Source organism: Mesorhizobium sp. WSM4810 (assembly GCF_055811235.1).
The window spans coordinates 78,115-102,492 of sequence record NZ_JBVVQV010000002.1 but is presented as its reverse complement, the minus strand read 5'-3'; the positions used below and the strand labels follow the sequence as shown (position 1 = coordinate 102,492).

Annotated in this window: 28 protein-coding genes and 1 pseudogene; 20 read left to right on the top strand and 9 right to left on the bottom strand. The window is 62.2% G+C overall.

The genetic code is table 11. The features are described 5' to 3' along the window. Window positions 1–30 precede the first annotated feature (30 nt). Window positions 31–861, bottom strand: a complete 831-nt coding sequence (locus tag AC0L3O_RS03245) for a 3-hydroxybutyrate dehydrogenase (RefSeq protein WP_128245626.1) — start codon at window positions 859–861, stop codon at window positions 31–33. A 146-nt stretch (window positions 862–1,007) separates the two neighbouring features. On the opposite strand from AC0L3O_RS03245, the gene AC0L3O_RS03240 reads away from it, so the two are divergent. From AC0L3O_RS03240 to AC0L3O_RS03225, 4 genes are all read left to right on the top strand, one after another. Continuing rightward, window positions 1,008–1,922 carry a LysR family transcriptional regulator gene (locus AC0L3O_RS03240; protein ID WP_128245627.1) on the top strand — a complete coding sequence of 305 codons (915 nt, stop codon included), beginning with the start codon at window positions 1,008–1,010 and terminating at the stop codon, window positions 1,920–1,922. A 201-nt stretch (window positions 1,923–2,123) separates the two neighbouring features. Then, window positions 2,124–2,624, top strand: coding sequence for a cupin domain-containing protein (locus AC0L3O_RS03235; RefSeq protein ID WP_128183692.1), 501 nt, complete (start codon window positions 2,124–2,126; stop codon window positions 2,622–2,624). Between the two features lie 92 nt (window positions 2,625–2,716). Next, entirely contained in the window at window positions 2,717–3,919 is a 1,203-nt protein-coding gene (locus AC0L3O_RS03230; protein ID WP_128245628.1) for an MFS transporter, read from the top strand. A gap of 178 nt (window positions 3,920–4,097) precedes the next feature. Then, window positions 4,098–4,583, top strand: a complete 486-nt coding sequence (locus AC0L3O_RS03225; RefSeq protein ID WP_128245629.1) for a DUF302 domain-containing protein — start codon at window positions 4,098–4,100, stop codon at window positions 4,581–4,583. 260 nt (window positions 4,584–4,843) lie between these two features. Here the strand turns inward: AC0L3O_RS03225 and AC0L3O_RS03220 are convergent, their stop codons facing one another. Then, window positions 4,844–5,707, bottom strand: a complete 864-nt coding sequence (locus tag AC0L3O_RS03220) for a LysR family transcriptional regulator (protein ID WP_473614795.1) — start codon at window positions 5,705–5,707, stop codon at window positions 4,844–4,846. Window positions 5,708–5,802: 95 nt separating this feature from the next. Between AC0L3O_RS03220 and AC0L3O_RS03215 the strand changes: the two genes are divergently transcribed. Then, window positions 5,803–6,465, top strand: a complete 663-nt coding sequence (locus AC0L3O_RS03215; RefSeq protein WP_027152350.1) for an FMN-dependent NADH-azoreductase — start codon at window positions 5,803–5,805, stop codon at window positions 6,463–6,465. 120 nt (window positions 6,466–6,585) lie between these two features. On the opposite strand, the gene AC0L3O_RS03210 is transcribed toward AC0L3O_RS03215, so the two are convergent. Then, a complete protein-coding gene (locus AC0L3O_RS03210) occupies window positions 6,586–6,987 on the bottom strand; it encodes a GFA family protein (RefSeq protein ID WP_473614794.1) in 402 nt (133 codons plus the stop codon). Between the two features lie 173 nt (window positions 6,988–7,160). On the opposite strand from AC0L3O_RS03210, the gene AC0L3O_RS03205 reads away from it, so the two are divergent. The 4 genes from AC0L3O_RS03205 to AC0L3O_RS03190 all read left to right on the top strand — a co-directional run bounded on the left by AC0L3O_RS03205 (window position 7,161) and on the right by AC0L3O_RS03190 (window position 10,149). Further along, complete coding sequence (locus AC0L3O_RS03205; protein ID WP_473614793.1) at window positions 7,161–7,955, top strand: TlyA family RNA methyltransferase; 795 nt, start codon at window positions 7,161–7,163, stop codon at window positions 7,953–7,955. After that, entirely contained in the window at window positions 7,952–9,193 is a 1,242-nt protein-coding gene (locus tag AC0L3O_RS03200; RefSeq protein ID WP_473614791.1) for a class I SAM-dependent RNA methyltransferase, read from the top strand. Before AC0L3O_RS03205 ends, AC0L3O_RS03200 begins: the two co-directional genes overlap by 4 nt. 85 nt (window positions 9,194–9,278) lie before the next feature. After that, window positions 9,279–9,650 (top strand): antitoxin Xre/MbcA/ParS toxin-binding domain-containing protein, encoded by a 372-nt coding sequence (locus AC0L3O_RS03195; RefSeq protein ID WP_027152353.1) that lies wholly within the window; start codon window positions 9,279–9,281, stop codon window positions 9,648–9,650. Then, entirely contained in the window at window positions 9,616–10,149 is a 534-nt protein-coding gene (locus AC0L3O_RS03190; RefSeq protein WP_473615004.1) for an RES family NAD+ phosphorylase, read from the top strand. Before AC0L3O_RS03195 ends, AC0L3O_RS03190 begins: the two co-directional genes overlap by 35 nt. Here the strand turns inward: AC0L3O_RS03190 and AC0L3O_RS03185 are convergent. From AC0L3O_RS03185 to AC0L3O_RS03175, 3 genes and pseudogenes are all read right to left on the bottom strand, one after another. Next, a pseudogene (locus tag AC0L3O_RS03185) lies at window positions 10,146–10,414 on the bottom strand (AbrB/MazE/SpoVT family DNA-binding domain-containing protein). The gene AC0L3O_RS03190 and the pseudogene AC0L3O_RS03185 sit on opposite strands and share 4 nt — an antisense overlap. A gap of 43 nt (window positions 10,415–10,457) precedes the next feature. Beyond that, complete coding sequence (gene tldD, locus AC0L3O_RS03180; protein ID WP_473614790.1) at window positions 10,458–11,870, bottom strand: metalloprotease TldD; 1,413 nt, start codon at window positions 11,868–11,870, stop codon at window positions 10,458–10,460. Between the two features lie 241 nt (window positions 11,871–12,111). Beyond that, window positions 12,112–12,702, bottom strand: a complete 591-nt coding sequence (locus AC0L3O_RS03175) for an invasion associated locus B family protein (RefSeq protein WP_473533882.1) — start codon at window positions 12,700–12,702, stop codon at window positions 12,112–12,114. A gap of 375 nt (window positions 12,703–13,077) precedes the next feature. Between AC0L3O_RS03175 and coxB the strand changes: the two genes are divergently transcribed. From coxB to rnhA, 11 genes are all read left to right on the top strand, one after another. Continuing rightward, window positions 13,078–13,956, top strand: coding sequence for a cytochrome c oxidase subunit II (gene coxB, locus AC0L3O_RS03170; protein ID WP_236387989.1), 879 nt, complete (start codon window positions 13,078–13,080; stop codon window positions 13,954–13,956). 37 nt (window positions 13,957–13,993) lie between these two features. Then, entirely contained in the window at window positions 13,994–15,643 is a 1,650-nt protein-coding gene (gene ctaD / locus AC0L3O_RS03165) for a cytochrome c oxidase subunit I (RefSeq protein WP_023799325.1), read from the top strand. A gap of 77 nt (window positions 15,644–15,720) precedes the next feature. Then, window positions 15,721–16,665, top strand: a complete 945-nt coding sequence (locus AC0L3O_RS03160) for a heme o synthase (RefSeq protein ID WP_023799324.1) — start codon at window positions 15,721–15,723, stop codon at window positions 16,663–16,665. Window positions 16,666–16,667: 2 nt separating this feature from the next. Then, window positions 16,668–16,829: a hypothetical protein gene (locus tag AC0L3O_RS03155; RefSeq protein ID WP_077381685.1), complete on the top strand. Its 162-nt coding sequence runs from the start codon at window positions 16,668–16,670 to the stop codon at window positions 16,827–16,829. An 8-nt stretch (window positions 16,830–16,837) separates the two neighbouring features. Next, on the top strand, window positions 16,838–17,479 hold the full coding sequence (locus AC0L3O_RS03150; RefSeq protein WP_473614788.1) for a cytochrome c oxidase assembly protein: 642 nt from the start codon (window positions 16,838–16,840) through the stop codon (window positions 17,477–17,479). A gap of 1 nt (window position 17,480) precedes the next feature. After that, window positions 17,481–18,362, top strand: a complete 882-nt coding sequence (locus AC0L3O_RS03145; RefSeq protein ID WP_027152361.1) for a cytochrome c oxidase subunit 3 — start codon at window positions 17,481–17,483, stop codon at window positions 18,360–18,362. An 82-nt stretch (window positions 18,363–18,444) separates the two neighbouring features. Further along, window positions 18,445–18,831 (top strand): DUF983 domain-containing protein, encoded by a 387-nt coding sequence (locus AC0L3O_RS03140; RefSeq protein ID WP_023799320.1) that lies wholly within the window; start codon window positions 18,445–18,447, stop codon window positions 18,829–18,831. Next, on the top strand, window positions 18,828–19,583 hold the full coding sequence (locus AC0L3O_RS03135; protein WP_473614787.1) for an SURF1 family protein: 756 nt from the start codon (window positions 18,828–18,830) through the stop codon (window positions 19,581–19,583). Before AC0L3O_RS03140 ends, AC0L3O_RS03135 begins: the two co-directional genes overlap by 4 nt. 97 nt (window positions 19,584–19,680) lie before the next feature. Further along, window positions 19,681–20,691 (top strand): 4-hydroxy-3-methylbut-2-enyl diphosphate reductase, encoded by a 1,011-nt coding sequence (gene ispH / locus AC0L3O_RS03130; protein ID WP_027152363.1) that lies wholly within the window; start codon window positions 19,681–19,683, stop codon window positions 20,689–20,691. A 5-nt stretch (window positions 20,692–20,696) separates the two neighbouring features. Continuing rightward, a complete protein-coding gene (locus tag AC0L3O_RS03125) occupies window positions 20,697–21,659 on the top strand; it encodes a homoserine kinase (protein ID WP_473614786.1) in 963 nt (320 codons plus the stop codon). Continuing rightward, window positions 21,656–22,189, top strand: a complete 534-nt coding sequence (rnhA, locus tag AC0L3O_RS03120; RefSeq protein ID WP_023799316.1) for a ribonuclease HI — start codon at window positions 21,656–21,658, stop codon at window positions 22,187–22,189. The genes AC0L3O_RS03125 and rnhA overlap by 4 nt, the downstream gene beginning before the upstream one ends. 53 nt (window positions 22,190–22,242) lie before the next feature. Here rnhA and AC0L3O_RS03115 read toward each other — a convergent pair whose 3' ends face one another. The 3 genes from AC0L3O_RS03115 to AC0L3O_RS03105 form a co-directional block, all read right to left on the bottom strand. Next, a complete protein-coding gene (locus tag AC0L3O_RS03115; protein ID WP_091596173.1) occupies window positions 22,243–22,722 on the bottom strand; it encodes a DUF2938 domain-containing protein in 480 nt (159 codons plus the stop codon). Between the two features lie 117 nt (window positions 22,723–22,839). Then, complete coding sequence (locus AC0L3O_RS03110; protein WP_027152367.1) at window positions 22,840–23,340, bottom strand: peroxiredoxin; 501 nt, start codon at window positions 23,338–23,340, stop codon at window positions 22,840–22,842. Between the two features lie 121 nt (window positions 23,341–23,461). After that, window positions 23,462–24,268: a protein-disulfide reductase DsbD domain-containing protein gene (locus AC0L3O_RS03105; protein WP_473614784.1), complete on the bottom strand. Its 807-nt coding sequence runs from the start codon at window positions 24,266–24,268 to the stop codon at window positions 23,462–23,464. Window positions 24,269–24,378 lie beyond the last annotated feature (110 nt).

The window sequence follows — 24,378 nt, the reverse complement described above, 5'->3', positions numbered from 1 at the left end:
ATTGCAGAAATTTTGACGATGACGGTGCGCTCAGTGCGCAGTCCAGCCGCCGTCGATCGGCAAGGCTGTGCCGGTGATCGAAGCTGCGCAGTCGCTGCAGAGAAACACCGCAAGCGCTCCCATCTCTTCCACAGTCGCAAAGCGCCTGGTCGGCTGGTTCTTCAGAAAGATGTCGCGGATAACGGCGTCGCGGGCGATGTTGTGCGACTTCGCCTGATCCTCGATTTGCTTCTCGATGAGCGGCGTCCAGACATAGCCTGGACAGATCGCGTTCGAAGTCACGCCGTACTCGGCGCCCTCGAGAGCGACCACCTTCGTCAACCCGACCATGCCGTGCTTGGCGGCGACATAGGCTGATTTGAAAGGCGAGGCGATCAGCCCATGGGCGGAAGCGATGTTGATGATGCGGCCATAGCCGCGACCCTTCATCGGCTCGAAGGTCGCCTGGATCAGATGGAAAGCCGAACTCAGGTTGATCGCCAGGATCGAGTCCCATTTAGCGACGGGAAATTCGCTGACTGGCGCAACATGCTGTATGCCCGCGTTGTTGATCACGATGTCGATCTGGCCGAAGCGTGCAACGGCCCGCTCCACCATCATGTGGATAGCGTCGCGGTTCGACATGTCGGCGTTGTCGTAAGCGACGTCGACGTCATTTTCCTCGGCCAAGGCGGCACGCTGCGTCTCGATTTCCACCGGATCCCCGAACCCGTTCAGCATGACGGCAGCACCGTTCTTCGCCAGGGCGCGGGCGATGCCGAGGCCGATGCCGCTGGTCGAGCCGGTCACGATCGCCGTCCGGCCTTCCAGGGGACGGCGCATCGCAAGCGTGTCGGTTTCAGGTTTGCTGACGTTGAGCATTTCGGTCTCCGTTGATGTGCCGCAACGCTGCGGCTGTTCTGCGGGACCTTGAGCGATGCGCGCTCAACAATAAAATGCCGCTGTGCTATCAAATCCATGCGTTCATTGCATTGGCTGGAGAAGGTCGGGCGCGCTAGGGGATTGGCATGGACATCCACCACATCCGATATTTCCTCGCCGTCTGCGATACGCGGAACTTCACGCGCGCCGCCGAGAAATGCAACGTCACCCAGCCGGCGCTCAGCCGCGCGATCCAGCAGCTCGAGGACGAGGTCGGTGGCCTTTTGTTCCGGCGCGAGCGCAATCTGACCCACATCACCGATCTTGGCGCGCTGCTTCGGCCGCGTTTCCAACAGATCCTCGATGAACTGAGCGGCGTGCGTCAGGAAGCCTCGCGCTTCCTTTGCCTCAAGGACGCGCATCTGAAGGTCGGCATCATGTGCACGATCGGCCCGCGCCGCTTCACCGGTTTGCTTACGGATTTCAACATGCGCCACAAGGGAATTCAGTTGCAGTTGGTTGAAGGGGTACCAAGCCGGCTCTCACAACTGCTCGAGGCGGGCGAGATCGACGTCGCAATCATGTCGTCGAGCGAAAAGTTCCCGGAACGCTTCGACGTGACGCCACTCTTTCGCGAACGCTTCATGCTGGCGTTCCCGACCGGCCATCGGCTGACGCAGCACGAGACCGTGCCAATCAGCGCGATCGACGGCGAGATTTATCTGAGACGCGTCAACTGCGAGTATTGGGACCATCTCTCTCATCTTTGCGTCGAGCGCGGAGTGAAGCTTCGCATCTCCTATTCCAGCGAGCGAGAGGACTGGATCCAGAACATGGTTGCCGGAGGGCTCGGCATCTGTTTCCTCCCCGAATACACCGCCGTGATTCCAGGGCTGCAGGTGCGGCCTGTGACAGAGCCGGAGGTGACCCGCGATGTGTGCCTCGTCACCGTCGCCGGCCGCCGCTTCTCGCCCGCGGTGTCGACATTTGTCGGTGCGGTCAAATCCTATGGCTGGGCAGAGGGCGCATCACCGGTTTCGATGCGCCGTTCCGCCGCGTAATCGAAACTCCGTCGACTACGCAGGATTACGCCTGCGGTTCGGGTGCGAGCCGGTACGACTGCGCCCAGGCTCACGCCATAGCTTCAGGCTATGGAATTCAGAAGTACCCGGCATTTCTCTTGGCAGCCGTGCTCGCCCAATCTCCTCATCACGCCCCGCATGAATTCCCATTGCCGGGCTCGATAAAAGGAGAACCGCAAAATGTTTTTGAAAGTCATAGCACCTCGCAACCCGATCAAACTTGTTCTTGCGTTCGGCCTGCTCGCTTCGGCCGCGGCTTTCGCTGCAGCACCTGCCCACGCCGGCGAATGCCCGGTCGACCAGGTCGCCACCAATGCCGTGCAGTCGATGCCGAGCGCGCCGGAAGGTGTCACCGACGAGGTCATCAGCACGATCGACCTCAGCACGAAGGGCGACGCCTGGAAGGGCAATAGGTTCCGTCTGCGCAAGCTCGTCGTGCAGCCCGGCGGCGTCGTGCCGTGGCACGACCACTCCACGCGTCCGGCAAATATCCTGGTCGTCGAGGGCGCGATCAGCGAATACAGCAACACCTGCAAGGTGGCGATCGAGCACAAGGCCGGCGAAGCCACCGCCGAGTTCGGCCAGCTCGCGCATTGGTGGAAGAACAACGGTTCGGTTCCTGCCGTGCTCTATTCGGCCGACATCCTGCCGCCGGACATGGACGCCCACGGCGCGATGTAACCGGACCGCAGCGTCCCGCTTATTGACCCTCAACCTCCATCGACGTTCCCGGTCCCCTTCGGGAGCGTCGAACCATGCACGGATAAATTCCGATGGCCAGCTATGACGAAGCCGTTGCCTCGAAGCTCCGCAGGGTGTCGACGGACAGCCTGCGCTTCGGCATCATTGCCTTGATCGCATTTCTGACGCTCGTCGACCTTTTCGCCGCGCAGGCGATCCTTCCCTCGCTCGTCGTCAAATTCAGCGTCAGCCGCGCGACGATGGGTTTCGCGGTGAACGCCAGCACCTTTGGAATGGCGATCGCCGGCGTCGCGGTGGCGCTACTTGGCCGCAACATCGACCGGCGCAACGGGATATGGTTCAGCCTTGTCGTGCTCGCCATACCGACCGCGCTACTTTCCATCACCGACAGCATCGCAATGTTTGCCTTCCTGCGCGTTCTGCAGGGCCTGTGCATGTCGGCGGCCTTCACGTTGACGATCGCCTACCTCGCCGAGCATTTCTCACCCGGCCAGGCGGCAGGCGCGCTCGCCGCCTACGTCACCGGAAACGTGGCCAGCAACTTCTTCGGCCGCATCCTTTCGGCGGCTGTTGCGGACGGCTTTGGCATCTCCATTAACTTCCTGACCTTCGCTGCCCTAAATATTGCCGGCGCGTTGCTGGTCTGGCTGACTCTGAAGAAGACCGACCGCATGATGCGAATCGACGCCGACCACCCTCCCGCAGGTCGCGCCTGGAAAGCCCACTTTAAGAACCGAGAACTGCGCGGCAGCTTCGCGATCGGCTTCCTGATCCTGTTCGTCTTCATCGGCACGTTTACCTATGTGAATTTCCAGCTGGCCGCAGCACCGCTGGCCCTGTCGCCGATGGCGCTCGGTCTCGTTTATTTCGTATTTCTGCCGTCGATGCTGACAACCCCGCTCGCCGGCCGCGTGGCAAGGCGGTTCGGCCCGGCCAGCGGCATCGTCCTGACGCTCGGGATTGCCATCGCCGGCCTTCTTGCGCTGCTCACTCCAAATCTGCCGATCGTTCTTGCGGGCATGGCGCTGATTGCCATCGGAACATTCTTGGCGCAGGCGATCACGACTGGCCATGTCAGCCGCGTCGCCGCCCGCGACAAGGCCGCTGCGAGCGGTATCTATCTTGCTTCATACTATTCCGGCGGGTTGGTCGGCAGCTTTGTCCTCGGCCAGGTCTATGACCGGCTCGGCTGGACCACTTGTGTTGTTGTTCTCGTCGCCGCCCTAATCGCGGCAACGATAATCGCCCGCCCGCTGACGGCGCCACGCGTCTGATCCCGCTTCACCTCGACGTTTTCCGCCGCTCATGAGCGGCGGCATTTCCATGGAACCTGCCAGCCATACGCCGCACTCATCAATTCAGGCAGCAAACGGCATTATCAATCCGCCGAGCCTTTCCGCATCCTTTCTTCCAGCCTGTCATCGGACCGGCTTCACTCACGGAGAAAGAAAAATGATCAATTCAGTCAAATCGACCCTCGCGTCGACGGCGCTTGTCCTGACGCTTGCCACCCCGGGGTTTCTGGCCCAGGCCAATGCTGAGACGGCGTCCGACGGCGTCGTTACAGTCAAGAGCGGCTATTCGGTTGCAGAGACCGTGTCGCGGATCAAGAAGGATGTCGCCGACAAGGGCATCACGTTGTTCGGTGTCATCGACCAAGCCAAGCTCGGCAACGCCGCCGGCAACGTCGTCAGGCCGTCGCGGCTCATCATGTTCGGCAACCCGGCACTCGGCACGACCTTCATCACCGCGAACCCGAAAGCCGGCCTCGACTGGCCGGTGCGCGTCGTCGTTTACCAGACGGCTGATGGCTCGGTCTACGCGGCCTACACCGACTTCGACTACATCGCCAGGCGCCACGGTATCGAAAGCCGCACCAGGGAATTCAAGATGGCGACCGAAGTGATCCAGTCCGTCACCTCCAGCATCGAGAAATGACCCTTGAAGCGGGGCCGGCTGCCGGCTAGACGTCCGGCCCCGAAAGTTTTGCGCCAGTTGTGTGTGTCAAGTTCTGCAAAACGGCGTGGCATTCAGCGGTGACGTTGGCGTGCCCGCGTCGTAGCCATCTCGCGGTTGGCGATGAGGGTCCATATTGCTGCGGTGAATTAATGGACGCCTGAATCTTGGACGAACCCATTCGTGTGCTTTGGGCTTTTCCCACCCCATGCAACGGATCCCGCGTCGGTGCGAGTTAAGGTTCACTCCTCGCCAGCGTGCCTTCGGGGAACGGCGTTCATGATGGCCTCCGCCAGTTCTTCGAGGACGGAAGTATCGCCTTTCGATGCGGCAAATAGCCTGAACTGCGCTTCTGGCAACTCTGGCAGGCCGTAGCTTTCGGGTACACTGACCAGGCCGTTTCTCAGCTGACTGACGGTCATCGGCGCTACAGCGAAGCCTGAGATGGCAGCCGCCCTCAGGCTGGCGTTGCTGGTGCAGATCATCACCATGCGCTGGCTGATCCCGGCCTTGGCAAGCCGTTCAAGAGCAACTTCCCTGTAGGGGCAAGGTTCCGGCAACACGGCCAATGGCAGCGGGTCCGGAAGTTTCACGCCGGTATGATCCGCCCATGCCCAGACAAGAGGCTCGCGCCACAGGAGGCGCCCCATCTCCTCACCCTCACACTGGGATCCGAGCACCAGTTCGATATTGCCCTCCTTCATCTTCGAGAGCAGCGCACCCGGAATCCCGACTTGCACCTCGATCTGCAATCCGCGGCGATCGGCGCCGAATGCCTGCAAGGCGCGAAGGATGGGGACCTGTGCGAAGTCTTCCGAGAGGCCGACGCGAACTCTGCCGTGAAAGGGTGCCTGCGCCAGATCGGCCAAAGCATCCCGGTTAAGGGCGAGCATCGCCCGGGCATAGGCGAGCAGGCGCTCGCCATCTTGTGTCATCTCCAGCGAGCGCGTCGTCCTTTTGAGTAACGGCTTTCCGACCTGCTCTTCGAGACGACGCAGGTGCCCACTGACGGCCGACTGCGTAAGGTTCAGTCGCGCCGCTGCCCGACTGAAGCCGCCTTCGTCGAACACGGCGACGAACGTCCTGAGCAGGACCAATTCCAGCATATATTCTGATCCATGATGAATATTGTCGATAATCTCAATTTTTATATCGAATTAAAATATGACGCAATACGGTTCACAATGAGCAAGGATGATCCATGACCAAGCTGCTGCATATCGTTTCCTCGCCCCGTAAAGAGCGTTCCGCCTCGCGTGAGGTCGCCGAGGCCTTTGTTCAAAGCTGTCGTGCTCGGCGACCCGACCTGGCCATTTCAACGCTCGATCTATGGGATGTCGACCTCCCCGAATTCGGTGAGGACGCGATGTTGGCCAAATATGCGGGGCTCAGCGGCACGCCGCTTACCCCTTCTCAACAGCAGGCATGGGCCACATTGCAAGAATTGGCGCAACAACTGCACTGGGCGGATATTGTCCTGCTGTCGACGCCCCTGTGGAATTTCAGCATTCCCTACAAACTCAAGCACTTCATCGACCTGGTATCGCAGAAGGACATCCTTTTCTCGTTCGACCCTGAACACGGGTTCGCAGGACTGCTCCGGGATAAGACCGCCGTGGTCGTCCATGCGCGAGGTCTCGACTATGCGGCGCAATCCATCACGCCGGCGCAGCGCTTCGACTTTCAAAAACCCTATGTAGAAGCGTGGTTGCGCTTCATCGGTATCGAAGATGTCCGCAGTCTAATCATCCAGAAAACCCTCTTTGGACCCGATATTGACCATGCGGCTCGCCAGGATGCACGGGAGGCCGCGTTACAGCTGGCGGAAGATCTGCTGTCGCAGACAACAGAGGCGATTGCATGATTACGAAGCGCCCGCTGCGGACAAGAAGGGCGGCTCTGGAGACTGGCCGGGAAGGTCGCCTTATGGTGCGACGGAGCACCCTCGGTTCAAGCCCGAGGGCATGTTTTTGCGCGACATGCATCAGAACCACATATCGCGCACGCAGCGACCATCGCGCGGCAGGTCCTCGAACGCGTGGAGACCATCGAAATGATCGATTGGCAAGTCGGCGACGGTGTCAGGCGGCGCAAGCCTCACATTGACGGCGATCCGAGTGCGACCGGCGGCACTGGCGCGCAAACCACGCCAGGCCAGCACACAGGCGCATGTCGGACAGAACAGAATCTCCAGCGACGGGGCATCCTTTCCGGCGCGCGTGTAAGCACTTGTCGGTCCGGCAAGACGGGTGCGTTCGTCAACATAATCGTAAGCCCACAGCGCGCCATAGCGGCGGCAAAGCGTGCAGTTGCAGGCTGTGATCGAGCCGGGATCGCCCTCCAAAGACCAGTGGGCCGCGCCGCAATGGCAGGTTCCGGTCAGCATTCGTCCTCCTCAGGTTCTGGCAGCAACACGAGCATTGTTCCCAACATTGTGCCGGACCCAGTGCGATATTCAACAGTTTGTGGTGCGGCCTGATGCGCTCGCCGCTTTCGCAAGATGTTCGTTGTCTTGCCCAATATCCTTGCCTTCGAGCCGGGCTTTCGCCATGAAGGCCGATGAACTCGCCTTTGCCAGCCAGCACACGCAAGCGGCTCGACGAACTCCTCGTCGCGCGCGGCCTGTTCCCCAGCCGCTCTCGCGCCCGCGACGCGATCGAGCGCGGCACCGTGACGGTTGACGGCGTCATCGCCCGCAAGCCCGGCCAGACCGTCCGGGCTGATTGCCTCATAGAAGTCGATGATCCGGCGCAGGGCTATTTGTCGCGTGCTGCGCTGAAGCTGATCGCCGGGCTCGACTATTTCGGCCTCGATCCAGCCGGCAGCGAAGCGCTCGACGTCGGCGCCTCGACCGGAGGCTTCACTCAAGTGCTGCTCGGACGCGGCGCGGCGCATGTCACGGCGATCGATGTCGGGCATGGCCAGATACATCCGGATATCGCCGGCGATCCGCGTGTGACGGTCATCGAGGGATTGAACGCCCGTGATCTTTCGACCGCCGATCTTGCCGATCGCATTCCAGATTTTATCGTCTCCGACGTCAGCTTCATCTCGTTGAAACTGGCGCTGCCGCCGGCGCTCGCCATTGCCAGGAGCGGCGCCAAAGCAATATTTCTGGTCAAGCCGCAATTCGAGGCGGGCCGCGAGGCGATCGGCAAGGGCGGCTTGCTGAAAGATCCATACGATGCCGCGCGGGTTGCCGGCCTGCTGCAGGATTGGTTGGACGGCGTCCCCGGCTGGCGCTCGCTCGGACTGCATCTGTCGCCGATCGAAGGCGGCGACGGCAACCGCGAGTTCCTGCTCGCCGGGATCAAGGACGCCGGTATCGAGAACAGGGGGATCGGAGGCCGATGAACGCGCGCTTCACGATCACACGGCTGGGCTCCCAGGGCGACGGCGTCGCCGAAACCGAAACCGGCGAGCTTTTCATTCCGTTCACGCTGCCCGGTGAAACCGTCACCGCCGCGCGCGAAAAGGACCGCGCCACGCTGATGTCGGTGCTGGCGGCTTCGCCGCTTCGCATCGACCCTGCCTGTCGGCATTTCACCGAATGCGGCGGCTGCGCCATCCAGCATCTCGAGGCCGAAGCCTATCATCGGTGGAAGCGTGACAAGGTTGCGCATGCGCTCAACGGCAAGGGCATCAGTTGCGACATTGACGCGCTGGTGCCGTGCGCGCCGCAGACGCGCCGGCGCGTCGTGTTCACCGCCCGGCGCAGCGAGGCTGGCATGCTGCTCGGCTTCGTTCGGGCGTTGTCGTCCGAGATCATTTCCATCGAGGAATGCCCGATCTCGCTGCCCGAGATCGTCGCAAAGCTCGCCCGCCTGAGAGCACTTGCCGAACTGGTTTGCGCCACGACGAAATCGTTCCGCATGACGGTCACGGCGACCGGCTCCGGCCTCGATGTCGCGGTTCACGAGTCCGGCAAGCTCGGCGAGAACCAGCGCCGCGTCGCCTCCAATTTCGCCATCGCTCAGGGATTGGCCAGGCTTTCGATCGATGGCGAGATCATCATCGAGCCCAAAAAGCCGGTTGTCATGTTCGGCGACATCGCCGTCGCGGTGCCGCCGGGCGCCTTCCTGCAGGCCACCGAAGCCGCCGAGCAGGCGATGGCCGACATCGTCGGTCGGCACCTCGCGCGTGCCAGGAAGATAGCCGATCTCTTCGCCGGCTGCGGCAGCTTTGCGCTGCGCCTGGCCGCCAGGTCGGAGGTCCATGCGGTGGAGGGGGATGCGGCAGCGCTTTCGGCGCTCGACCGGGCATTCCGTTTCGCCAGCGGTCTGAAGCGCGTGACCAGCGAACGCCGCGACCTGTTCCGGCGGCCGCTCACTTCGAGGGAACTGAATGCCTTCGACGGCGTCGTCTTCGATCCGCCCCGCGCCGGCGCCGAAGACCAGTCGAAGCAGATCGCCCGTTCCGACGTGCCGCTGGTCGCCGCGGTTTCCTGCAATCCGGTGACGCTGGCGCGCGACTTGCGCATCCTCGTCGATGGCGGCTACGCCCTGAAAAGCGTGACGCCGATCGACCAGTTCCTGTGGTCGCCGCATGTCGAGGCCGTCGCGCTTCTGGAGAAGCCGAAGCGAAGGCGGTAGCGGGTCCGCACTTGTTGAGCTTGAATTTCGCGCAAAATGAACATATTTTGAGCGTGACCTGTTCAAAATGTGCTAGGAACCTGTTATGAATACCGCAGCTCTCGATATCAGGGCATCGCGCTTTGGCGACGAGCGGACGCCATTTCTTTCGGCAAGACGGGTGGCTGAACTGCTGGGCGTCAATCTGACCGAACTGGCGGGCCTGATCGGCGTCGCGCGCAACACGCTTGCCGCCAAGACCGGCGCGCGCAAGGTCGACGCCGCATTGAGTCCGATTGTCCGTATCCTTGCGATGGCAGGCGAGATGGCCGGCGATGAACAGCGTGCGGCAATCTGGTTCAAGCATCAGCCGATCCCCGGCTGGGCGGGAAAGACCGCCTACGATCTCGTTCGAGAGGGCAAGACGGACAAGGTGCTTGCCTATCTGGAGGCAGTCCGCTCCGGCATCTATGCCTGAAAATAGACTGAGCCTATGGCGCGCCTTCGTGCCGCGTTGGGCGCATCTGCCGCTTTCCGGCGAAGGAGCAGCCCGCTTTGGCGGTCGCTGGAATCCAGTGGGCGCCACGACGATCTATGCCGCGGGCGAATTGTCCACTGCTTGGGCGGAGTACAATCAGGGCTTTGTCCAGCATCCGGCGCTGATTGCGCAACTCGCACTTTCAGGCGCGCGCCTGGCCGACCTTACGGACGCTGATGTGCTGACCAGGCTCGGCGTGACGGCGGACATTCACCGATGTGAATGGCGCGACATCATGGATCAAGGCCTTGTGCCTGAGACGCATACGCTGAGAGATCGCCTGATTGCCGATGGGCAGCATGGCGTGATCTACCCCTCCTTCATGTCGCCCGGCGGCAAATGCGTCGCGCTGTGGCGATGGAACGAGAGCAACACACCCCGTCTGAAGGTCATCGATCCCGACCATCGCTTGCCGAAAACGCCGGCTTCATGGCTTTAGGGCAGTTCGAGCCGGCCGCGCCGCCGCGCTTCGGCCAGCACACCCGCGTCCATTTCTTCCAACGTCTATGGGGCAGGGATCCAAACACGTCTTCTGGCCGTGTCTCGGCGAAGACTGGCGCAGGCTTCAGTAGCACGCCCTCCGGAGTATCTTCGACCAGAAGACGTGTGCCGGCGTCCCATTCCCTCCGCTTGCGGATCGCGCTGGGCAGGGTGACCTGCCCCTTGGTCGAGACAGTGGTTACGAGTCTTTCCGGGTTGGCCATCGCGGCGCATCCTCTGAATGTAAGACAAGAACCGCAGCTTCTATCAAACCCGCGTTCCGCCAACCGTCATCTGGTTCATCCTGAGGTGCGGCTGGCCAACGCCGACCGGCACGCCCTGGCCGGCCTTGCCGCACATGCCGATGCCGGTGTCGAGCTTCATGTCGTTGCCGATCATCGCAACCCGATGCATGGCATCCGGCCCATTGCCGATCAGCATGGCGCCCTTGACCGGCTGCGTCACCTTGCCGTCCTCGATCATGTAGGCCTCGGTGCAGCCAAACACGAATTTTCCCGAGGTGATGTCGACCTGGCCGCCGCCGAAGGAGACGGCATAGATGCCGTTCTTGACCGAGGCGATGATTTCGTCCGGCTCCATGTCGCCTGACGTCATACAGGTGTTGGTCATGCGCGGCATCGGCTGGTGCGCGTAGCCTTCGCGCCGTCCGTTGCCGGTGGCGTTCATGCCCATCAGCCGGGCGTTCTGGCGATCCTGCATATAGCCGACAAGCTTGCCGTCATCGATCAGCACGTTGCGGGCCGACGGCGTGCCTTCGTCATCGACGGTCAGCGAGCCGCGCCGCTCGGCCATGGTGCCGTCGTCGACGACTGTGACGCCCTTGGCGGCCACCTGCTGGCCCATCAGCCCGGCGAAGGCCGATGTCTTCTTGCGGTTGAAGTCGCCTTCCAGCCCGTGGCCGACGGCCTCGTGCAGCATGACGCCCGGCCAGCCGCTGGACAGCACGATGTCGAACGTCCCGGCCGGCGCCGGGATGGCCTCGAGGTTGACCAGCGCTTGCCGCAGCGCTTCCTTGGCGGCGTGCTTCCAGCTCTCCTCGACCAGGAATTCGCCAAACCCTTTGCGTCCGCCCATGCCGTAGGAGCCGCTCTCCTGGCGATCGCCGTCGCCGACCACCACCGACACATTGATCCTGACCAGCGGGCGGATGTCGCGCACCATCTGGCCGTCGGCACGCACGATCTCGACATGCTGCCAGGAGGCGGCGAGCGACGCCGTCACCTGCCGCACGCGCGGATCCTCGCCTCGCAGCCACGCATCGATTTCCTGAAGGAGCTTGGCCTTGGCCTCGAAGGAGGGCGAGGGGATCGGGTTCTCATCGCCATAGAGATGGCGGTTGGTACGGGTGGGAGCCGCAGCAAGCGTGCCGGAATAGCCGCTCTTGACGGTCGAGACAGCGTCGGCCGCGCGCAGCAGCGACGCTTCCGAAAGATCGCTGGAATGCGCGTAGCCGCTCGCTTCGCCGGCGACCGCGCGCAGGCCAAAGCCTTGGTCTGTGTTGAAATTGGCGGTCTTCAGCCGGCCATTGTCGAACATCAGCGCTTCGCTCTCGCTGTATTCGAGGAACAACTCGCCGTCGTCGGCGCCGTTGATGGTCTCGGCGACGATCTGCTTGATGCGATCGTCGGAAATGTCGAATTGGCCGATCAGGCTGTTCATGGCGCGGTCCATCCGTGGAAAGAGATTGTCCTCACGATGTAGGCGCGAAGGTGCGTCCAGACAATCGGCAATGACCATTGTCTGTGCATGACCCAAAAATCGGGATCGATTTTCGGAAAGGATTATGCGCAAAATCGAAGCGCTACAGCGTCCTTTGCGCGTCCTTGGACGCGCGGCGCTGTAGCCAAAGGCGGTCACAATCTCATTTTCGTCAGCAGGGTTTTGGGCCTCTCGCCCCGCCTCAAGGCAGGGCGGCGAAACCGTCGGCGAAACCCTTGAGCTCGACCGGAATGCCGATACCTTCCTCCGGCGTCTGGAAGACGATGAAGGTGGCCGACGTTCCGGTCTTCAGCGTATCGAGCAACGGCTTTTCGAGAATGACCTCGGCATAGCAGCCGTCCTGGAAGCAACGCACGAAATAGGCCCGGCCGATATCCTTGCCGTCGACATTGAGGCCGAGCCCGTTGGGCAGCAGCACGCCGAGCGGCGCCAGCACGCGCAGGATTTCGGCCTTGTTGTCGGCGGTGCGCAGCACGACGACGGAAAGCCCCATCTCGGGACGGTCTTCGGCGACGACGTTCTGCATCATCACGCATTGTTCCGATGTGGCGCCAGCCGGCGTGTCGCAGATGATCGACCATGCGCCATGCGTCGTCCGCACCTTGCCGCTTGGCTGCGCGGCATTGGCCTGGCTGAGGCCAAACGAGCCAACATAGGACAGGCCGATCCCAGCAAGGCCAACGCAAGACACGGCAGCGAGAAGGATGACGTTCGACAAGCTTCTCGAAAGCCCAAGTCTCGAAAGCCCAAGTCCCCAAAGCCAAGAGTTCATGACGGCTCCATTGCGAATCACGGCACTTTAAGCTGCGCCAAGGGCAAGTAAAGGATGAGACCACTGCCGGCCTGCCTCGACCAAGGCAATTGTGCGCTTTTCCGTGCCAAATTCGCCCGAATTGCGACGGCCCGGCGCATTTTGCCGAGACACTCCGCCGCTCGGGCGTTCGCGGGTCCGACACCGCCGCGGCCGCCGCCACAAGGCGCAGCCGCGCTTGCGCGCAAAAATGCCGCACGGTTTCCCCCGCTCCTTTCTTGCAGAGGCAAATAGAGTATGGTTTGAACCAGCCTCGGGACTATCCGGGATTCCCGTCCCGGCGTTGTTCGATATTCTTGCGGTCCGATCGCGAGGAACTGGGAGATAATGACGGCAATGAGAAAATTCCTAGCAGGCGCCAAACTCCTGGCAAGCGCTGCCGCCACACTGTTCACCGGTGCATCCGCCCATGCGGCCCAGCCTGCGCCGTGGGAGATGACCTTCCAGCCCGCAGCCACCGACATGATGCGGCAGATCGCCCGGTTCGAGCACTATACGCTGTGGTTCATCGTGCCGATCACCCTCTTTGTGCTCTTTCTCATCGCCTATTGCATCCTGAAGTTTCGCGCGAGCGTCAACCCGACCCCGTCGCGCACCAGCCACAACACGCTGATTGAGGTAATCTGGACGGTCGGGCCGGTCGTCGTCCTGCTCTTGCTCGCCATCCCCTCGTTCCAGCTCTTGACTGCGCAATACACGCCGCCGGAGGAAGCCAAGCTGACCGTCAAGGCGACGGGAAACCAGTGGAACTGGGATTACGAATACCAGACCGAAAACACGCTTTCCTTCAACTCGGCGATCCTGGCGGATTCTGACCGCGCCGCGGCCGGCAAGGAGGACCGCGGCGCTTATCCGCGCCTGCTCGCCGTCGACAACGAGATGGTGGTGCCGGTCAACACCATGACCCGGGTGCTGGTGACGGCGGCAGACGTGATCCACGCCTTTGCCATGCCGTCCTTCGGCATCAAGACCGACGCGGTTCCGGGTCGCATCAACGAGGTCTGGTTCAAGGCGGAAAAGGAAGGCCTCTATTACGGCCAGTGCTCGGAGCTCTGCGGTAAGGACCACGCCTTCATGCCGATCGCGATCCGCGTCGTCTCCGACGCCCAGTACAAGACCTGGCTGGCAGCAGCCGGCACCGACCTTCCCGGCGCCAACAAGGCGCTGATGGCCGAGGTCGACGGCAAAGACAAGGTAGCGGCCGCCGGCAACTGATGCCGCGACCAGAAAAGATCAGGGAACGGAGCCGAACATGGCAGACGCTGCAGCTCACGACCACGACCACAAGCCGTATCATGGCTGGGTGCGGTGGGTGTATTCGACCAACCACAAGGATATCGGCACACTCTACCTGATCTTCGCGATCATGGCCGGCTGCGTCGGCGGTGCCCTTTCGGTCGTCATGCGTATGGAACTGCAGGAGCCTGGGATCCAGATTTTCACCGGCCTGGCGCAGATGGTCTACGGCTTGAACGCCGACGCTGCGCTCGACGGCGGCAAGAACATGTACAATGCCTTCACCACCGCCCATGCGCTGATCATGATCTTCTTCATGGTCATGCCGGCGTTGATCGGCGGCTTCGCCAACTGGATGGTGCCGATCATGATCGGCGCGCCGGACATGGCATTCCCGCGCATGAATAACGTCTCGTTCTGGTTGCTGCCACCGGCTTTCATCCTTCTGATCATCTCGGCCTTCGTGCCGAGCGCGCCTGGCGCCTACGGCGTCGGCGGCGGCTGGACGATCTATCCGCCGCTATCGACCTCGGGCCAGCCCGGACCGGCGATGGATCTTGCGATCCTGTCGCTGCACATCGCCGGCGCCTCATCGATCCTCGGCGCCATCAATTTCATCACCACCATCTTCAACATGCGCGCGCCTGGCATGACGCTGCACAAGATGCCGCTGTTCGCCTGGTCGGTGCTGATCACCGCTTTCCTGCTGCTGCTGTCGCTTCCGGTTCTGGCCGGCGGCATCACCATGCTTTTGACCGATCGCAATTTTGGCACCACCTTCTTCGCGCCCGACGGCGGCGGCGACCCGATCCTGTTCCAGCACCTGTTCTGGTTTTTCGGGCACCCGGAAGTCTACATCCTGATCCTGCCGGGCTTCGGCATCGTCAGCCACATCGTCTCGACCTTCTCCAGGAAGCCTATCTTCGGCTATCTCGGCATGGCCTATGCCATGGTCGCGATCGGGGCGGTCGGCTTCATCGTCTGGGCGCACCACATGTACACGACCGGCCTGTCGCTCGACACGCAGCGCTATTTCGTCTTCGCCACGATGGTTATCGCGGTGCCGACGGGCGTGAAGATATTCTCGTGGATCGCCACCATGTGGGGCGGGTCGATTTCGCTCAAGACCCCGATGCTGTGGGCGATTGGCTTCATCTTCCTGTTCACCGTCGGCGGCGTTACCGGCGTCCAGCTTGCCAATGCCGGTCTCGACCGCCCGCTGCACGACACCTATTACGTGGTCGCGCATTTCCATTATGTGCTGTCGCTGGGCGCGGTCTTTGCCATCTTCGCCGGCTGGTACTACTGGTTCCCGAAGATGACCGGCTACATGTATTCGCCTGTCATCGCCAATACCCACTTCTGGGTTACCTTCGTCGGCGTCAACCTCGTCTTCTTCCCGCAGCATTTCCTCGGACTTTCAGGCATGCCGCGCCGCTACATCGACTATCCGGATGCGTTTGCCGGCTGGAACATGGTGTCGTCCTACGGCTCGTATATTTCGGCCGTCGGCGTGGTCATCTTCCTCTATGGCGTGTTCGAGGCCTTCCAGAAGAAGCGGGTGGCCGGCGCCAATCCATGGGGCGAGGGTGCGACGACGCTTGAATGGCAGCTGCCTTCGCCGCCGCCCTTCCACCAGTGGGAACAGCTGCCGAAGATCAAATAGGCTTCTGCCTGGGCGAATACTGAATCGCCGGTTCGCCCGGCGGTTTTGGCCAACGGAATGATGGACTTTAAGTACGCATGGCCCTTGTCGACGACACCTTGACTGACGAACCGGGCTTTCGCATGTCGGAAGCGACGGCGGGCGATTTCTTCGCACTGTTGAAGCCGCGCGTCATGTCGCTGGTGGTGTTCACCGCCTTTGTCGGCCTGGTCGCGGCACCTGTGGCCATCAATCCGCTTCTGGCGGTGATCGCGATCCTGGCTATTGCCATTGGTGCTGGCGCGTCCGGCGCGCTCAACATGTGGTATGACGCCGATATCGATGCGGTGATGACCAGGACCGCCAGCCGTCCGGTGCCGGCCGGCCGCATCCGGCCAGGCGAGGCGCTGAGTTTCGGCCTGGTGCTGTCGGTGCTGTCGGTGATGACGCTCGGCGTGCTGGTCAATTGGTTGTCGGCGACGCTCCTGGCCTTCACCATCTTCTTCTATGCCGTCGTCTACACGATGTGGCTGAAGCGCTGGACCCCGCAGAACATCGTCATCGGCGGTGCTGCCGGCGCCATTCCGCCGGTGATCGGCTGGGCCGCGGTGACCGGAACCGTCAGCCTGGAAAGCGTCGTCCTGTTCCTGATCATCTTCCTGTGGACGCCGCCGCATTTCTGGGCGCTCGCCCTCTTCAAGTCCGAGGACTATGCCAGGGCCGGCATCCCGATGATGCCGAATGTCGCCGGCCAGGCTTCGACCCGACGCCAGATCTTCGCCTATGCGCTGATCCTTGCGCCGGTTGGCGTGCTGCCATGGGCGCTCGGCTTCACCACACCCGTCTATGGCGTCCTTGCGGTGCTGCTTGGCGCCGGCTTCGTCTGGTATGCGTGGCAGGTGCTGCGGATGGCGGATGACGACCATGTGATGAAGCCAGCCAAGGCATTGTTCGGCTACTCGCTGCTCTACCTCTTCGCCATCTTCGCCATCTACCTTGCCGACTGCGTTGTCGGGCGCGCGCTCGCCACGGGCGGAGCATGACCATGGCCGACAAGAAGCTTGAACTCGTCACGCTGACGGAGCGCCAGCAGAAGGCCCGGCGCAACCGCTCGGTAGCCATCGGCCTGGCGCTGGCGGTGCTTGTCGTCATCTTCTACATCGCGACCGTCGTGAAATTCGGTCACAACCTCACCGGAACGATGTGAGGCTCAAGATGAACCGCCAAACAGTGACCAATCCTCAAAAGAAGAACACCAACCGCGTCGTCGCCGGCGTCTGCATCGCCTTTTTCGGCGGCATGATCGGGATGGCCTATGCCGCGGTGCCGCTCTACGCGATGTTCTGCCAGGCGACCGGTTACGGCGGCACTGTGAAACGCGCAACGCACCAATATGCCGACCGGGTGCTCGACCGCGATATCACCATCCGTTTCGACGCCAACACGGCCGGCGTGCCCTGGCAGTTCGAGCCGGTCGCCCGCTCCGTCACCATCAAGATAGGCGAGACGGCGCAGGCGCATTATAGCGCGACCAACAAGTTCGTCCGCGCCACGACGGCCCGCGCGACCTTTAATGTGCAGCCGGAATTTGCGGGGTCTTACTTCAACAAGGTTGAGTGTTTCTGCTTTACCGATACGACGCTGAAGCCTGGCGAGACGCTGGACATGCCGATCGTGTTCTATGTAGATCCCGACATCGTCAATGCGCCGGAATTGAAGGACCTGAAGACGATTACCCTGTCCTACACGATGTTCCCGGTCGAGAAGAACGAGAAGACCAAGCCGGTGGCGTCGACAGTGCCGGCCGAAGGCACAAGCAACAAAGTTTCACATACCGAACGAAGCCTCGGGGGTTGATATGGCAGACGCGCACGCAAAACCACAACATGACTACCACCTCGTCGACCCGAGCCCGTGGCCATTCCTCGGCTCGGTCGGCGCGTTGGTCACCGCGATCGGCGGCGTCTGTTACATGCAGTATCTCAAGGGCGGCGATTTCCCGATCTTCGGCTTCAACATCGCCAATCCGTGGCTGTTCTTCATCGGCCTCTTGATCGTCATCTACACCATGTACGCCTGGTGGTCGGATACCATCAGGGAAGCGCATGAAGGCCACCACACGCGTGTTGTGTCGCTGCATCTGCGCTACGGCATGATCATGTTCATCGCTTCCGAGGTGATGTTCTTCGTCGCCTGGTTCTGGGCTTTCTTCGACGCCAGCCTGTTTCCCGGCGAGGCACAGCAATATGCCCGCGCCACCTTCACCGGCGGTGTCTGGCCGCCGAAGGGCGTTGAGGTCCTCGACCCCTTCCACCTGCCGCTCTACAACACCGTCATCCTGCTTCTGTCGGGCACTACGGTGACCTGGGCGCACCACGCGCTGCTTCATGGCGACCGCAAGGGGCTGATCAACGGCCTGGTGCTGACCGTCGGTCTCGGCATCCTGTTCACCATGGTGCAGGCTTACGAATACATGCACGCGCCGTTCGGCTTCAGGGATTCGATCTACGGCGCCACTTTCTTCATGGCGACCGGCTTCCACGGCTTCCACGTCATCATCGGCACCATCTTCCTGCTGGTCTGCCTGGTCCGCGCGATGAAGGGCGACTTCACGCCCAAGCACCATTTCGGCTTCGAGGCCGCCGCCTGGTACTGGCACTTCGTCGACGTAGTCTGGCTGTTCCTGTTCGCGTCGATCTATGTCTGGGCCTCGAGCGGCGCGGTCATCGAAGGCCACTGAAATCTTCCTGAGGAAATCGATGAGGCGGCTGCGGCGACGTGGCCGCCTTACCTTTTGGGGTGAAGGGCACTAAAGTATCGCAATGAGCGACGACAAGGCGATCTGGCCAGCAATCGATCCGATTTCGGCTGGCCTGCACGGCCGCTGCCCGCGCTGCGGCGAGGGCCGGCTGTTTTCCGGCTTCCTCACCGTCGGCGAACGCTGCGCCAATTGCGGCCTCGACTATTCCTACGCCGATGCCGGCGACGGTCCGGCGGTGTTCGTCATCCTGATCATCGGCTTCATCGTAGTCGGGCTGGCGCTGTGGATGGAGGTGACGCTCAGCCCGCCGCTCTGGCTGCATTTCCTGCTGTGGATACCGCTGACGCTGGTGCTTTGCCTGGGCGCGCTCAGGCTGATCAAGGGCGTGCTCCTGACGCTGCAATACCGCAACAAGGCGGCAGAGGGCAGGCTGGACCTCGGCGAATGAGCACGACATCCGCTTCGATTGCGGGCCGTTCGCGGCCGAAGACGGCATTGCTGCTTGGCCTCGGCCTCGTGCTGTTCTTCATCCTGCTGGCGCTCGGCACCTGGCAGCTCCAGCGCCTGTACTGGAAAGAGGGTCTTCTCCAGACCATCGACCGGCGCACGCACTCAGCGCCCGTGCCGTTGGCCGAGGTCGAAAAGCGGTTTGCCGCCAGCGGCGATGTGGATTACACGCCGGTGACGGCATCAGGCACGTTCCTGCATCAAGGCGAGCGACATTTCTTCGCGACCTGGGAAGGCCAGTCCGGTTTCGATGTCTTCACGCCCTTGCATCTGGAGGACGGGCGCTTCGTTCTGATCAATCGCGGCTTCGTGCCGTACGATCTCAAGGACGCAGCCAAGCGTCCGCAAAGCCAGGGTGCGGGCCAAGTGACGGTGACGGGGCTCGCCCGCAATCCGCTGCCGGCAAAGCCCTCGATGATGCTTCCCGACAATGATCCGCAGAAAAACATCTTCTACTGGAAGGATCGCGACGCCATGGCGGCCAGCGCCGGTCTGCCGGCAGGTGCGGGGCTGGTGCCATTCTTTATCGACGCGGACGCCACGCCGAACCCGGGCGGGCTGCCGGTCGGCGGCGTTACAATCATCGAGCTGCCGAACAGCCATCTGCAATACGCCGTAACCTGGTACGGCCTTGCCGCTGCCCTTGCCGGCGTCCTCATCTTCAGGCTTCGCCGCCCGGCGAAAGAAGAATGATCAGCACTGGTGCCCTTGACAGGGCAGGGGTGCGCACCTCATTTCGCGCCTTGAGTTCAAGACTTGAGTTCACGCTACGACCAACCGGCCGGGAATCATGCTTCACACGACGACAAAGCCACCGCTGACGATAAGGCTCTGCCAGCCGCGCGGCTTCTGCGCCGGCGTCGACCGCGCCATCCAGATCGTCGTGCTGGCGCTGAAGAAATACGGCGCGCCGGTCTATGTTCGCCACGAGATCGTGCATAATCGCTACGTCGTCGAGGGGCTGCAAAGCCTCGGTGCGGTGTTCATCGAGGAGCTCTCCGAGATACCGGCTGAGCATCGCCAGAGCCCGGTCGTCTTTTCGGCGCATGGCGTGCCGAAGTCGGTGCCGGCGGACGCCCAGGCGCGCAACCTCTTCTATCTCGACGCCACCTGCCCGCTGGTGTCGAAGGTCCACAAGCAGGCAATGCGCCATCAGCGGCTCGGCCGTCATGTGCTTCTGATCGGCCATGCCGGCCACCCGGAAGTGATCGGCACGATGGGGCAGTTGCCGGACGGCGCCGTCACCTTGATCGAGACCGAAGCCGACGCCGCGAATTTGGTGCCCGCCGACCCGCAGGCGCTCGGGTTCGTCACCCAGACGACGCTGTCGGTCGAGGACACCGCCGGCATCATTCGGGTGCTTAAGGATCGTTTTCCCGATTTGCATGCGGCGGCAGCGGAATCGATCTGCTACGCCACCACCAATCGCCAGGAAGCGGTCAAGGAGACCGCCGCGGGTGCCGATCTCTTCCTGATCGTCGGCGCTCCCAACTCCTCAAATTCGCGGCGTCTCGTCGAAGTGGCCGAACGCGCCGGCGCCTCGATGTCGCTTCTGGTGCAGCGCGCCTCCGAAATTCCATGGACCGAGATCGCCGGCATCTCGACGCTCGGTCTTTCGGCAGGTGCCTCGGCACCGGAAATCATCGTCGACGAGATCATCGATGCGTTCCGGCAGCGCTTCGACGTAACTATCGAGCTGGCGGTGACGGCGACGGAAACCGAGGATTTTCCGGTGATGCGGGTGCTGCGCGACGTCGAGCTGACGGCCGCCGACATGGCTTTCGTCAACGGGGCCGCGTAAGGTTCATGGCGGTCTACACCGACGTCAACGAAGGCGAGCTCGGCGCGTTCCTCAAGGCCTATCCAGTCGGCGATCTCCTGTCCTACAAGGGCATAGCCGAAGGCACCGAGAACTCGAACTTCCTGCTGCACACGACCAGCGGCTCCTACATCCTGACGCTCTACGAAAAGCGCGTCGACAAGGCCGACCTGCCGTTCTTCCTCGGCCTCATGAGCCATCTCGCCAGGAAGGGCATTTCCTGCCCGCTTCCGGTGACCGCGCATGATGGCGACGTCATCGGAACGCTTGCCGGCCGGCCGGCGGTCATCATCACCTTCCTCGAAGGCGTTTCGCTGCGGCGGCCGACATCAGCGCACTGCGGCGAGGTCGGCAAGGCGCTGGCGGCGCTGCATCTGGCCGGCGCCGACTTTCCGATGACCCGTCCGAATGCCCTTGCCATCGATGGCTGGCGCAAGCTGTGGAGCGCCTCTCGCCCTCGCGCCGACGAGGTCGAGCAGGGACTGGCGGCCGAGGTCGATGCCGATTTCGCCGATTTCGAGAGGAACTGGCCGAACGGCCTGCCGGAAGGCATCATCCATGCCGATCTTTTCCCCGACAACGTCTTCTTCCTCGGCGAGAAACTGTCGGGGCTGATCGACTTCTATTTCGCCTGCAACGATCTCTACGCCTATGATGTCGCTACCTGCCTCAATGCCTGGTGCTTCGAGAAGGATTTTTCCTTCAACCTGACCAAGGGCACGGCGCTGCTTGCCGGCTACCAAAGCGTGCGGCCCTTGAGCGGCGAAGAGAAAGCTGCGCTGCCGATGCTGGCGCGCGGCTCGGCACTGCGCTTCATGCTGACCCGGCTTTACGACTGGCTGATCATTGCCAACGGCGGGCTGGTCGTGAAACGCGATCCGACCGAATATATCAGGCGTATGCGTTTCCACCGGGCGATCAAATCTCCTTCCGAATACGGACTGACATGACCAAGCGCGTCGAAATCTTTACCGATGGTGCCTGTTCGGGCAATCCGGGGCCTGGCGGCTGGGGGGCTGTACTGCGCTTCAAGGGCGTCACGAAGGAACTGTCGGGCGGCGAGGCTGCTACCACCAACAACCGCATGGAACTTTTGGCCGCCATCTCGGCGCTCAATGCGCTGAAAGAACCCTGTGCGGTCGATCTTTATACCGACAGCAACTATGTCAAGGACGGCATTTTCAGCTGGATCGACGGCTGGAAGCGCAACGGCTGGAAGACCGCTGCCAGGCAACCGGTGAAGAATGCCGAACTGTGGCAGGCGCTCGACGAGGCGCGCAACCGTCATCAGGTGATCTGGCATTGGGTCAAGGGCCATGCCGGCCATCCGGAGAACGAGCGTGCCGACGAATTGGCGCGGCTCGGCATGGCGCCGTTCAAGAACAAGACGGCCAGGCCCGCGCCCGTTTCGGCCGGGGAAAACACCCAAGCCAAACAGCCGGCAGCCAGGAAACTGCGCCGCTCGACCCAAAGCTACTGACCAGTCTGGGCTACTGACCAGTCTGGACTACTGACCAGTCTGGTCCGCCATATTCAGCGGATCAGCAGCGCTGTGCCGAAAAGTCCGAGCGCGAACACAGTATGCGATACGAGGTTGAGGGCGCGGATCTGCATCGGGTTGGGGCGCTTTGACGCGGCCCAGCCGGCGCCCATGCCGGGCGCCAGCAGGAACCAGCCGGCGCCTACGGTGACGATGCCGAGGATGAAGGCCGGCAGGAAGGTCGGCGCGGCCAGCCACGCCGCTCCCGCCAAAACGGCCAGAACGATGCCGTAGACGATGCCGACAAAATAGTGGAAGGCCCAGCCCAGCGCCGACTCATGCGCATAGGGTGCTGCCTCGCCGATATCGTCATGGAAGACCTTGCCGTCCCTCAGGTGCCAGACCCAGCGACCAACCAGTCCCCAGTTCGGCCGTGGCTGAGCAAACACCGTGTTCAGGAAAATCGCCCAGAGGTCCATGAGCGCCGTGGCGCCGATGCCGATCGCCACAGCGCGCCAGAAGTGGTCAAACATCATTGAGGTCCCCTAAAAGCAGGCAATTCCCGAACAGCGTTCTTTGCACGCCCAATTGGACGCGCGGCTGCCGAAACGAGCGCGATCGTCAGGCCAAAGGACCGCGGCAACCTCGGCCTATGCTGTCGCCAAAACGGAAAGCTGTCCGAGAATGTGAGCAGCACCGGATTCATCGACGCCAGGCTTTGTCTCGACATTGAGCGCGGCGACCTTGCCGTCGTCGACGATCATCGAAAACCGCTTCGAGCGCAGCCCCATGCCACCGCCGGAAAGGTCGGCGTCGAGACCGATCGACTTGACGAAATCGCCATTGCCGTCGGCAAGATAGAGGATCTTGCCTTCACCGCCGCTGAAGCGGGCCCAGGCACCCATTACGTGAACATCGTTGACGGCGACGACGGCGATGGTGTCGACGCCGCGCGCCAGGATGGCGTCGTAATTATCCAGAAAGCCGGGCAGATGGTTGTTGGAGCAGGTCGGCGTGAAAGCGCCGGGAACAGCGAACAGCACCACCTTCTTTCCCGAGAAAATCTCGGCCGTCGTGATCGCTTTTGCGCTGTCGGCAGTCATCGTCTTGAAGGTCGCTTGGGGCAGCTTGTCGCCAACGGCAATCATCATCGTGGTCCTCGTTTTGACAAATGGGAGGGAGTGTCCTTGCGATAGCGAATTCAGCCGTTTCCCGCAACTGTCGGGGTGGCCGGAGCAAGGGATGTTCGATCTGAACATCCTTTGCTGGGGATCAAGGGAACGGCAGCAGGCCTTCGACGGCGCCGGCCGCAGTTGTCAGCGTGTAGTAAAGTCCGCCATCCGTCGGCGTCGTCGTCGGTCTGTCGAGGATCGGCACGGTAAACACCAGCTTGCCGTCCTTTTCGCTGCGGGCCGGCACGCCGAACATGTAGTCCCGCTCGCCGGCGACGAAGAAATCCGCTGCTTTGGGATTGCCCGGAAAGCTCGCCTCGACAATCAGTGTCGCGCGGTCGCCCGGCAGGATATTGACGCCGAAATCGGGTCTTGCGGGAGCAGGCAGCGTTGCAAGCGCCGCCTTCACCAAAGCGGCGTCTTCGACATTGTCCGGATCGGAGCCCGGATCGATGGTCAGCTTTGTTTGCACCGGGATGCAGATGGTCTCACAAATTCCGAGAAAGATATCGGCAACGATGACGGCCGGCTCGTTCGGCGCCGACAGCGTGAACGTTACCGGCAGCGAAACCGGATGGTCGTAGCCGGCCCATTTGCCGGAGCCGTCGTCGTGGCGCTGGGGTGGTGGAAACGAAAACGTCGCGTTGGCAATGTTGGTGCTGGCCGAGATATCGATTTGCGGCGGCACGCCCGCGTCGCCCGGATCGCGCCAGTAGGTTTTCCAGCCAGGCTTGAGCGAAATATCGAGGACGCCATGGATGCGTCCGGCTGTGTCGGGCTTGCCGCTGGTCACAAGGCGTACTTTGCCGCCTTCGCTTTCGTACGAGATCGACGAGGAGGCTGCGGCGGGAAGACCGGTTCCACATCCGACAGCGGCGCTGAGCAGCAGGACTTTCAAGCTTTGCATGGCGGTGATTTGAGCGTCCGTTCATGGCTGCGCAATGACTTCATGGCGTCGCTGCTATCATATTTGCGTGACCTCGGGCACAGCTTTGTGTGACCTCGGGCACAGCTTTG

Coding starts and splice junctions, on each gene's coding strand:
- AC0L3O_RS03205 (WP_473614793.1), top strand. CDS start 7,161: ATGAACTCGCCTTTGCCAGCCAGCACACGCAAGCGGCTCGACGAACTC.
- AC0L3O_RS03210 (WP_473614794.1), bottom strand. CDS start 6,987: ATGCTGACCGGAACCTGCCATTGCGGCGCGGCCCACTGGTCTTTGGAG.
- AC0L3O_RS03200 (WP_473614791.1), top strand. CDS start 7,952: ATGAACGCGCGCTTCACGATCACACGGCTGGGCTCCCAGGGCGACGGC.
- AC0L3O_RS03145 (WP_027152361.1), top strand. CDS start 17,481: ATGGCAGACGCGCACGCAAAACCACAACATGACTACCACCTCGTCGAC.
- AC0L3O_RS03195 (WP_027152353.1), top strand. CDS start 9,279: ATGAATACCGCAGCTCTCGATATCAGGGCATCGCGCTTTGGCGACGAG.
- AC0L3O_RS03155 (WP_077381685.1), top strand. CDS start 16,668: ATGGCCGACAAGAAGCTTGAACTCGTCACGCTGACGGAGCGCCAGCAG.
- AC0L3O_RS03230 (WP_128245628.1), top strand. CDS start 2,717: ATGGCCAGCTATGACGAAGCCGTTGCCTCGAAGCTCCGCAGGGTGTCG.
- AC0L3O_RS03245 (WP_128245626.1), bottom strand. CDS start 861: ATGCTCAACGTCAGCAAACCTGAAACCGACACGCTTGCGATGCGCCGT.
- AC0L3O_RS03220 (WP_473614795.1), bottom strand. CDS start 5,707: ATGCTGGAATTGGTCCTGCTCAGGACGTTCGTCGCCGTGTTCGACGAA.
- ispH (WP_027152363.1), top strand. CDS start 19,681: ATGCTTCACACGACGACAAAGCCACCGCTGACGATAAGGCTCTGCCAG.
- AC0L3O_RS03135 (WP_473614787.1), top strand. CDS start 18,828: ATGAGCACGACATCCGCTTCGATTGCGGGCCGTTCGCGGCCGAAGACG.
- AC0L3O_RS03160 (WP_023799324.1), top strand. CDS start 15,721: ATGGCCCTTGTCGACGACACCTTGACTGACGAACCGGGCTTTCGCATG.
- AC0L3O_RS03105 (WP_473614784.1), bottom strand. CDS start 24,268: ATGCAAAGCTTGAAAGTCCTGCTGCTCAGCGCCGCTGTCGGATGTGGA.
- AC0L3O_RS03125 (WP_473614786.1), top strand. CDS start 20,697: ATGGCGGTCTACACCGACGTCAACGAAGGCGAGCTCGGCGCGTTCCTC.
- AC0L3O_RS03175 (WP_473533882.1), bottom strand. CDS start 12,702: ATGAACTCTTGGCTTTGGGGACTTGGGCTTTCGAGACTTGGGCTTTCG.
- tldD (WP_473614790.1), bottom strand. CDS start 11,870: ATGAACAGCCTGATCGGCCAATTCGACATTTCCGACGATCGCATCAAG.
- AC0L3O_RS03240 (WP_128245627.1), top strand. CDS start 1,008: ATGGACATCCACCACATCCGATATTTCCTCGCCGTCTGCGATACGCGG.
- ctaD (WP_023799325.1), top strand. CDS start 13,994: ATGGCAGACGCTGCAGCTCACGACCACGACCACAAGCCGTATCATGGC.
- rnhA (WP_023799316.1), top strand. CDS start 21,656: ATGACCAAGCGCGTCGAAATCTTTACCGATGGTGCCTGTTCGGGCAAT.
- AC0L3O_RS03225 (WP_128245629.1), top strand. CDS start 4,098: ATGATCAATTCAGTCAAATCGACCCTCGCGTCGACGGCGCTTGTCCTG.
- AC0L3O_RS03140 (WP_023799320.1), top strand. CDS start 18,445: ATGAGCGACGACAAGGCGATCTGGCCAGCAATCGATCCGATTTCGGCT.
- AC0L3O_RS03215 (WP_027152350.1), top strand. CDS start 5,803: ATGACCAAGCTGCTGCATATCGTTTCCTCGCCCCGTAAAGAGCGTTCC.
- AC0L3O_RS03150 (WP_473614788.1), top strand. CDS start 16,838: ATGAACCGCCAAACAGTGACCAATCCTCAAAAGAAGAACACCAACCGC.
- AC0L3O_RS03110 (WP_027152367.1), bottom strand. CDS start 23,340: ATGATGATTGCCGTTGGCGACAAGCTGCCCCAAGCGACCTTCAAGACG.
- AC0L3O_RS03235 (WP_128183692.1), top strand. CDS start 2,124: ATGTTTTTGAAAGTCATAGCACCTCGCAACCCGATCAAACTTGTTCTT.
- AC0L3O_RS03115 (WP_091596173.1), bottom strand. CDS start 22,722: ATGTTTGACCACTTCTGGCGCGCTGTGGCGATCGGCATCGGCGCCACG.
- coxB (WP_236387989.1), top strand. CDS start 13,078: ATGAGAAAATTCCTAGCAGGCGCCAAACTCCTGGCAAGCGCTGCCGCC.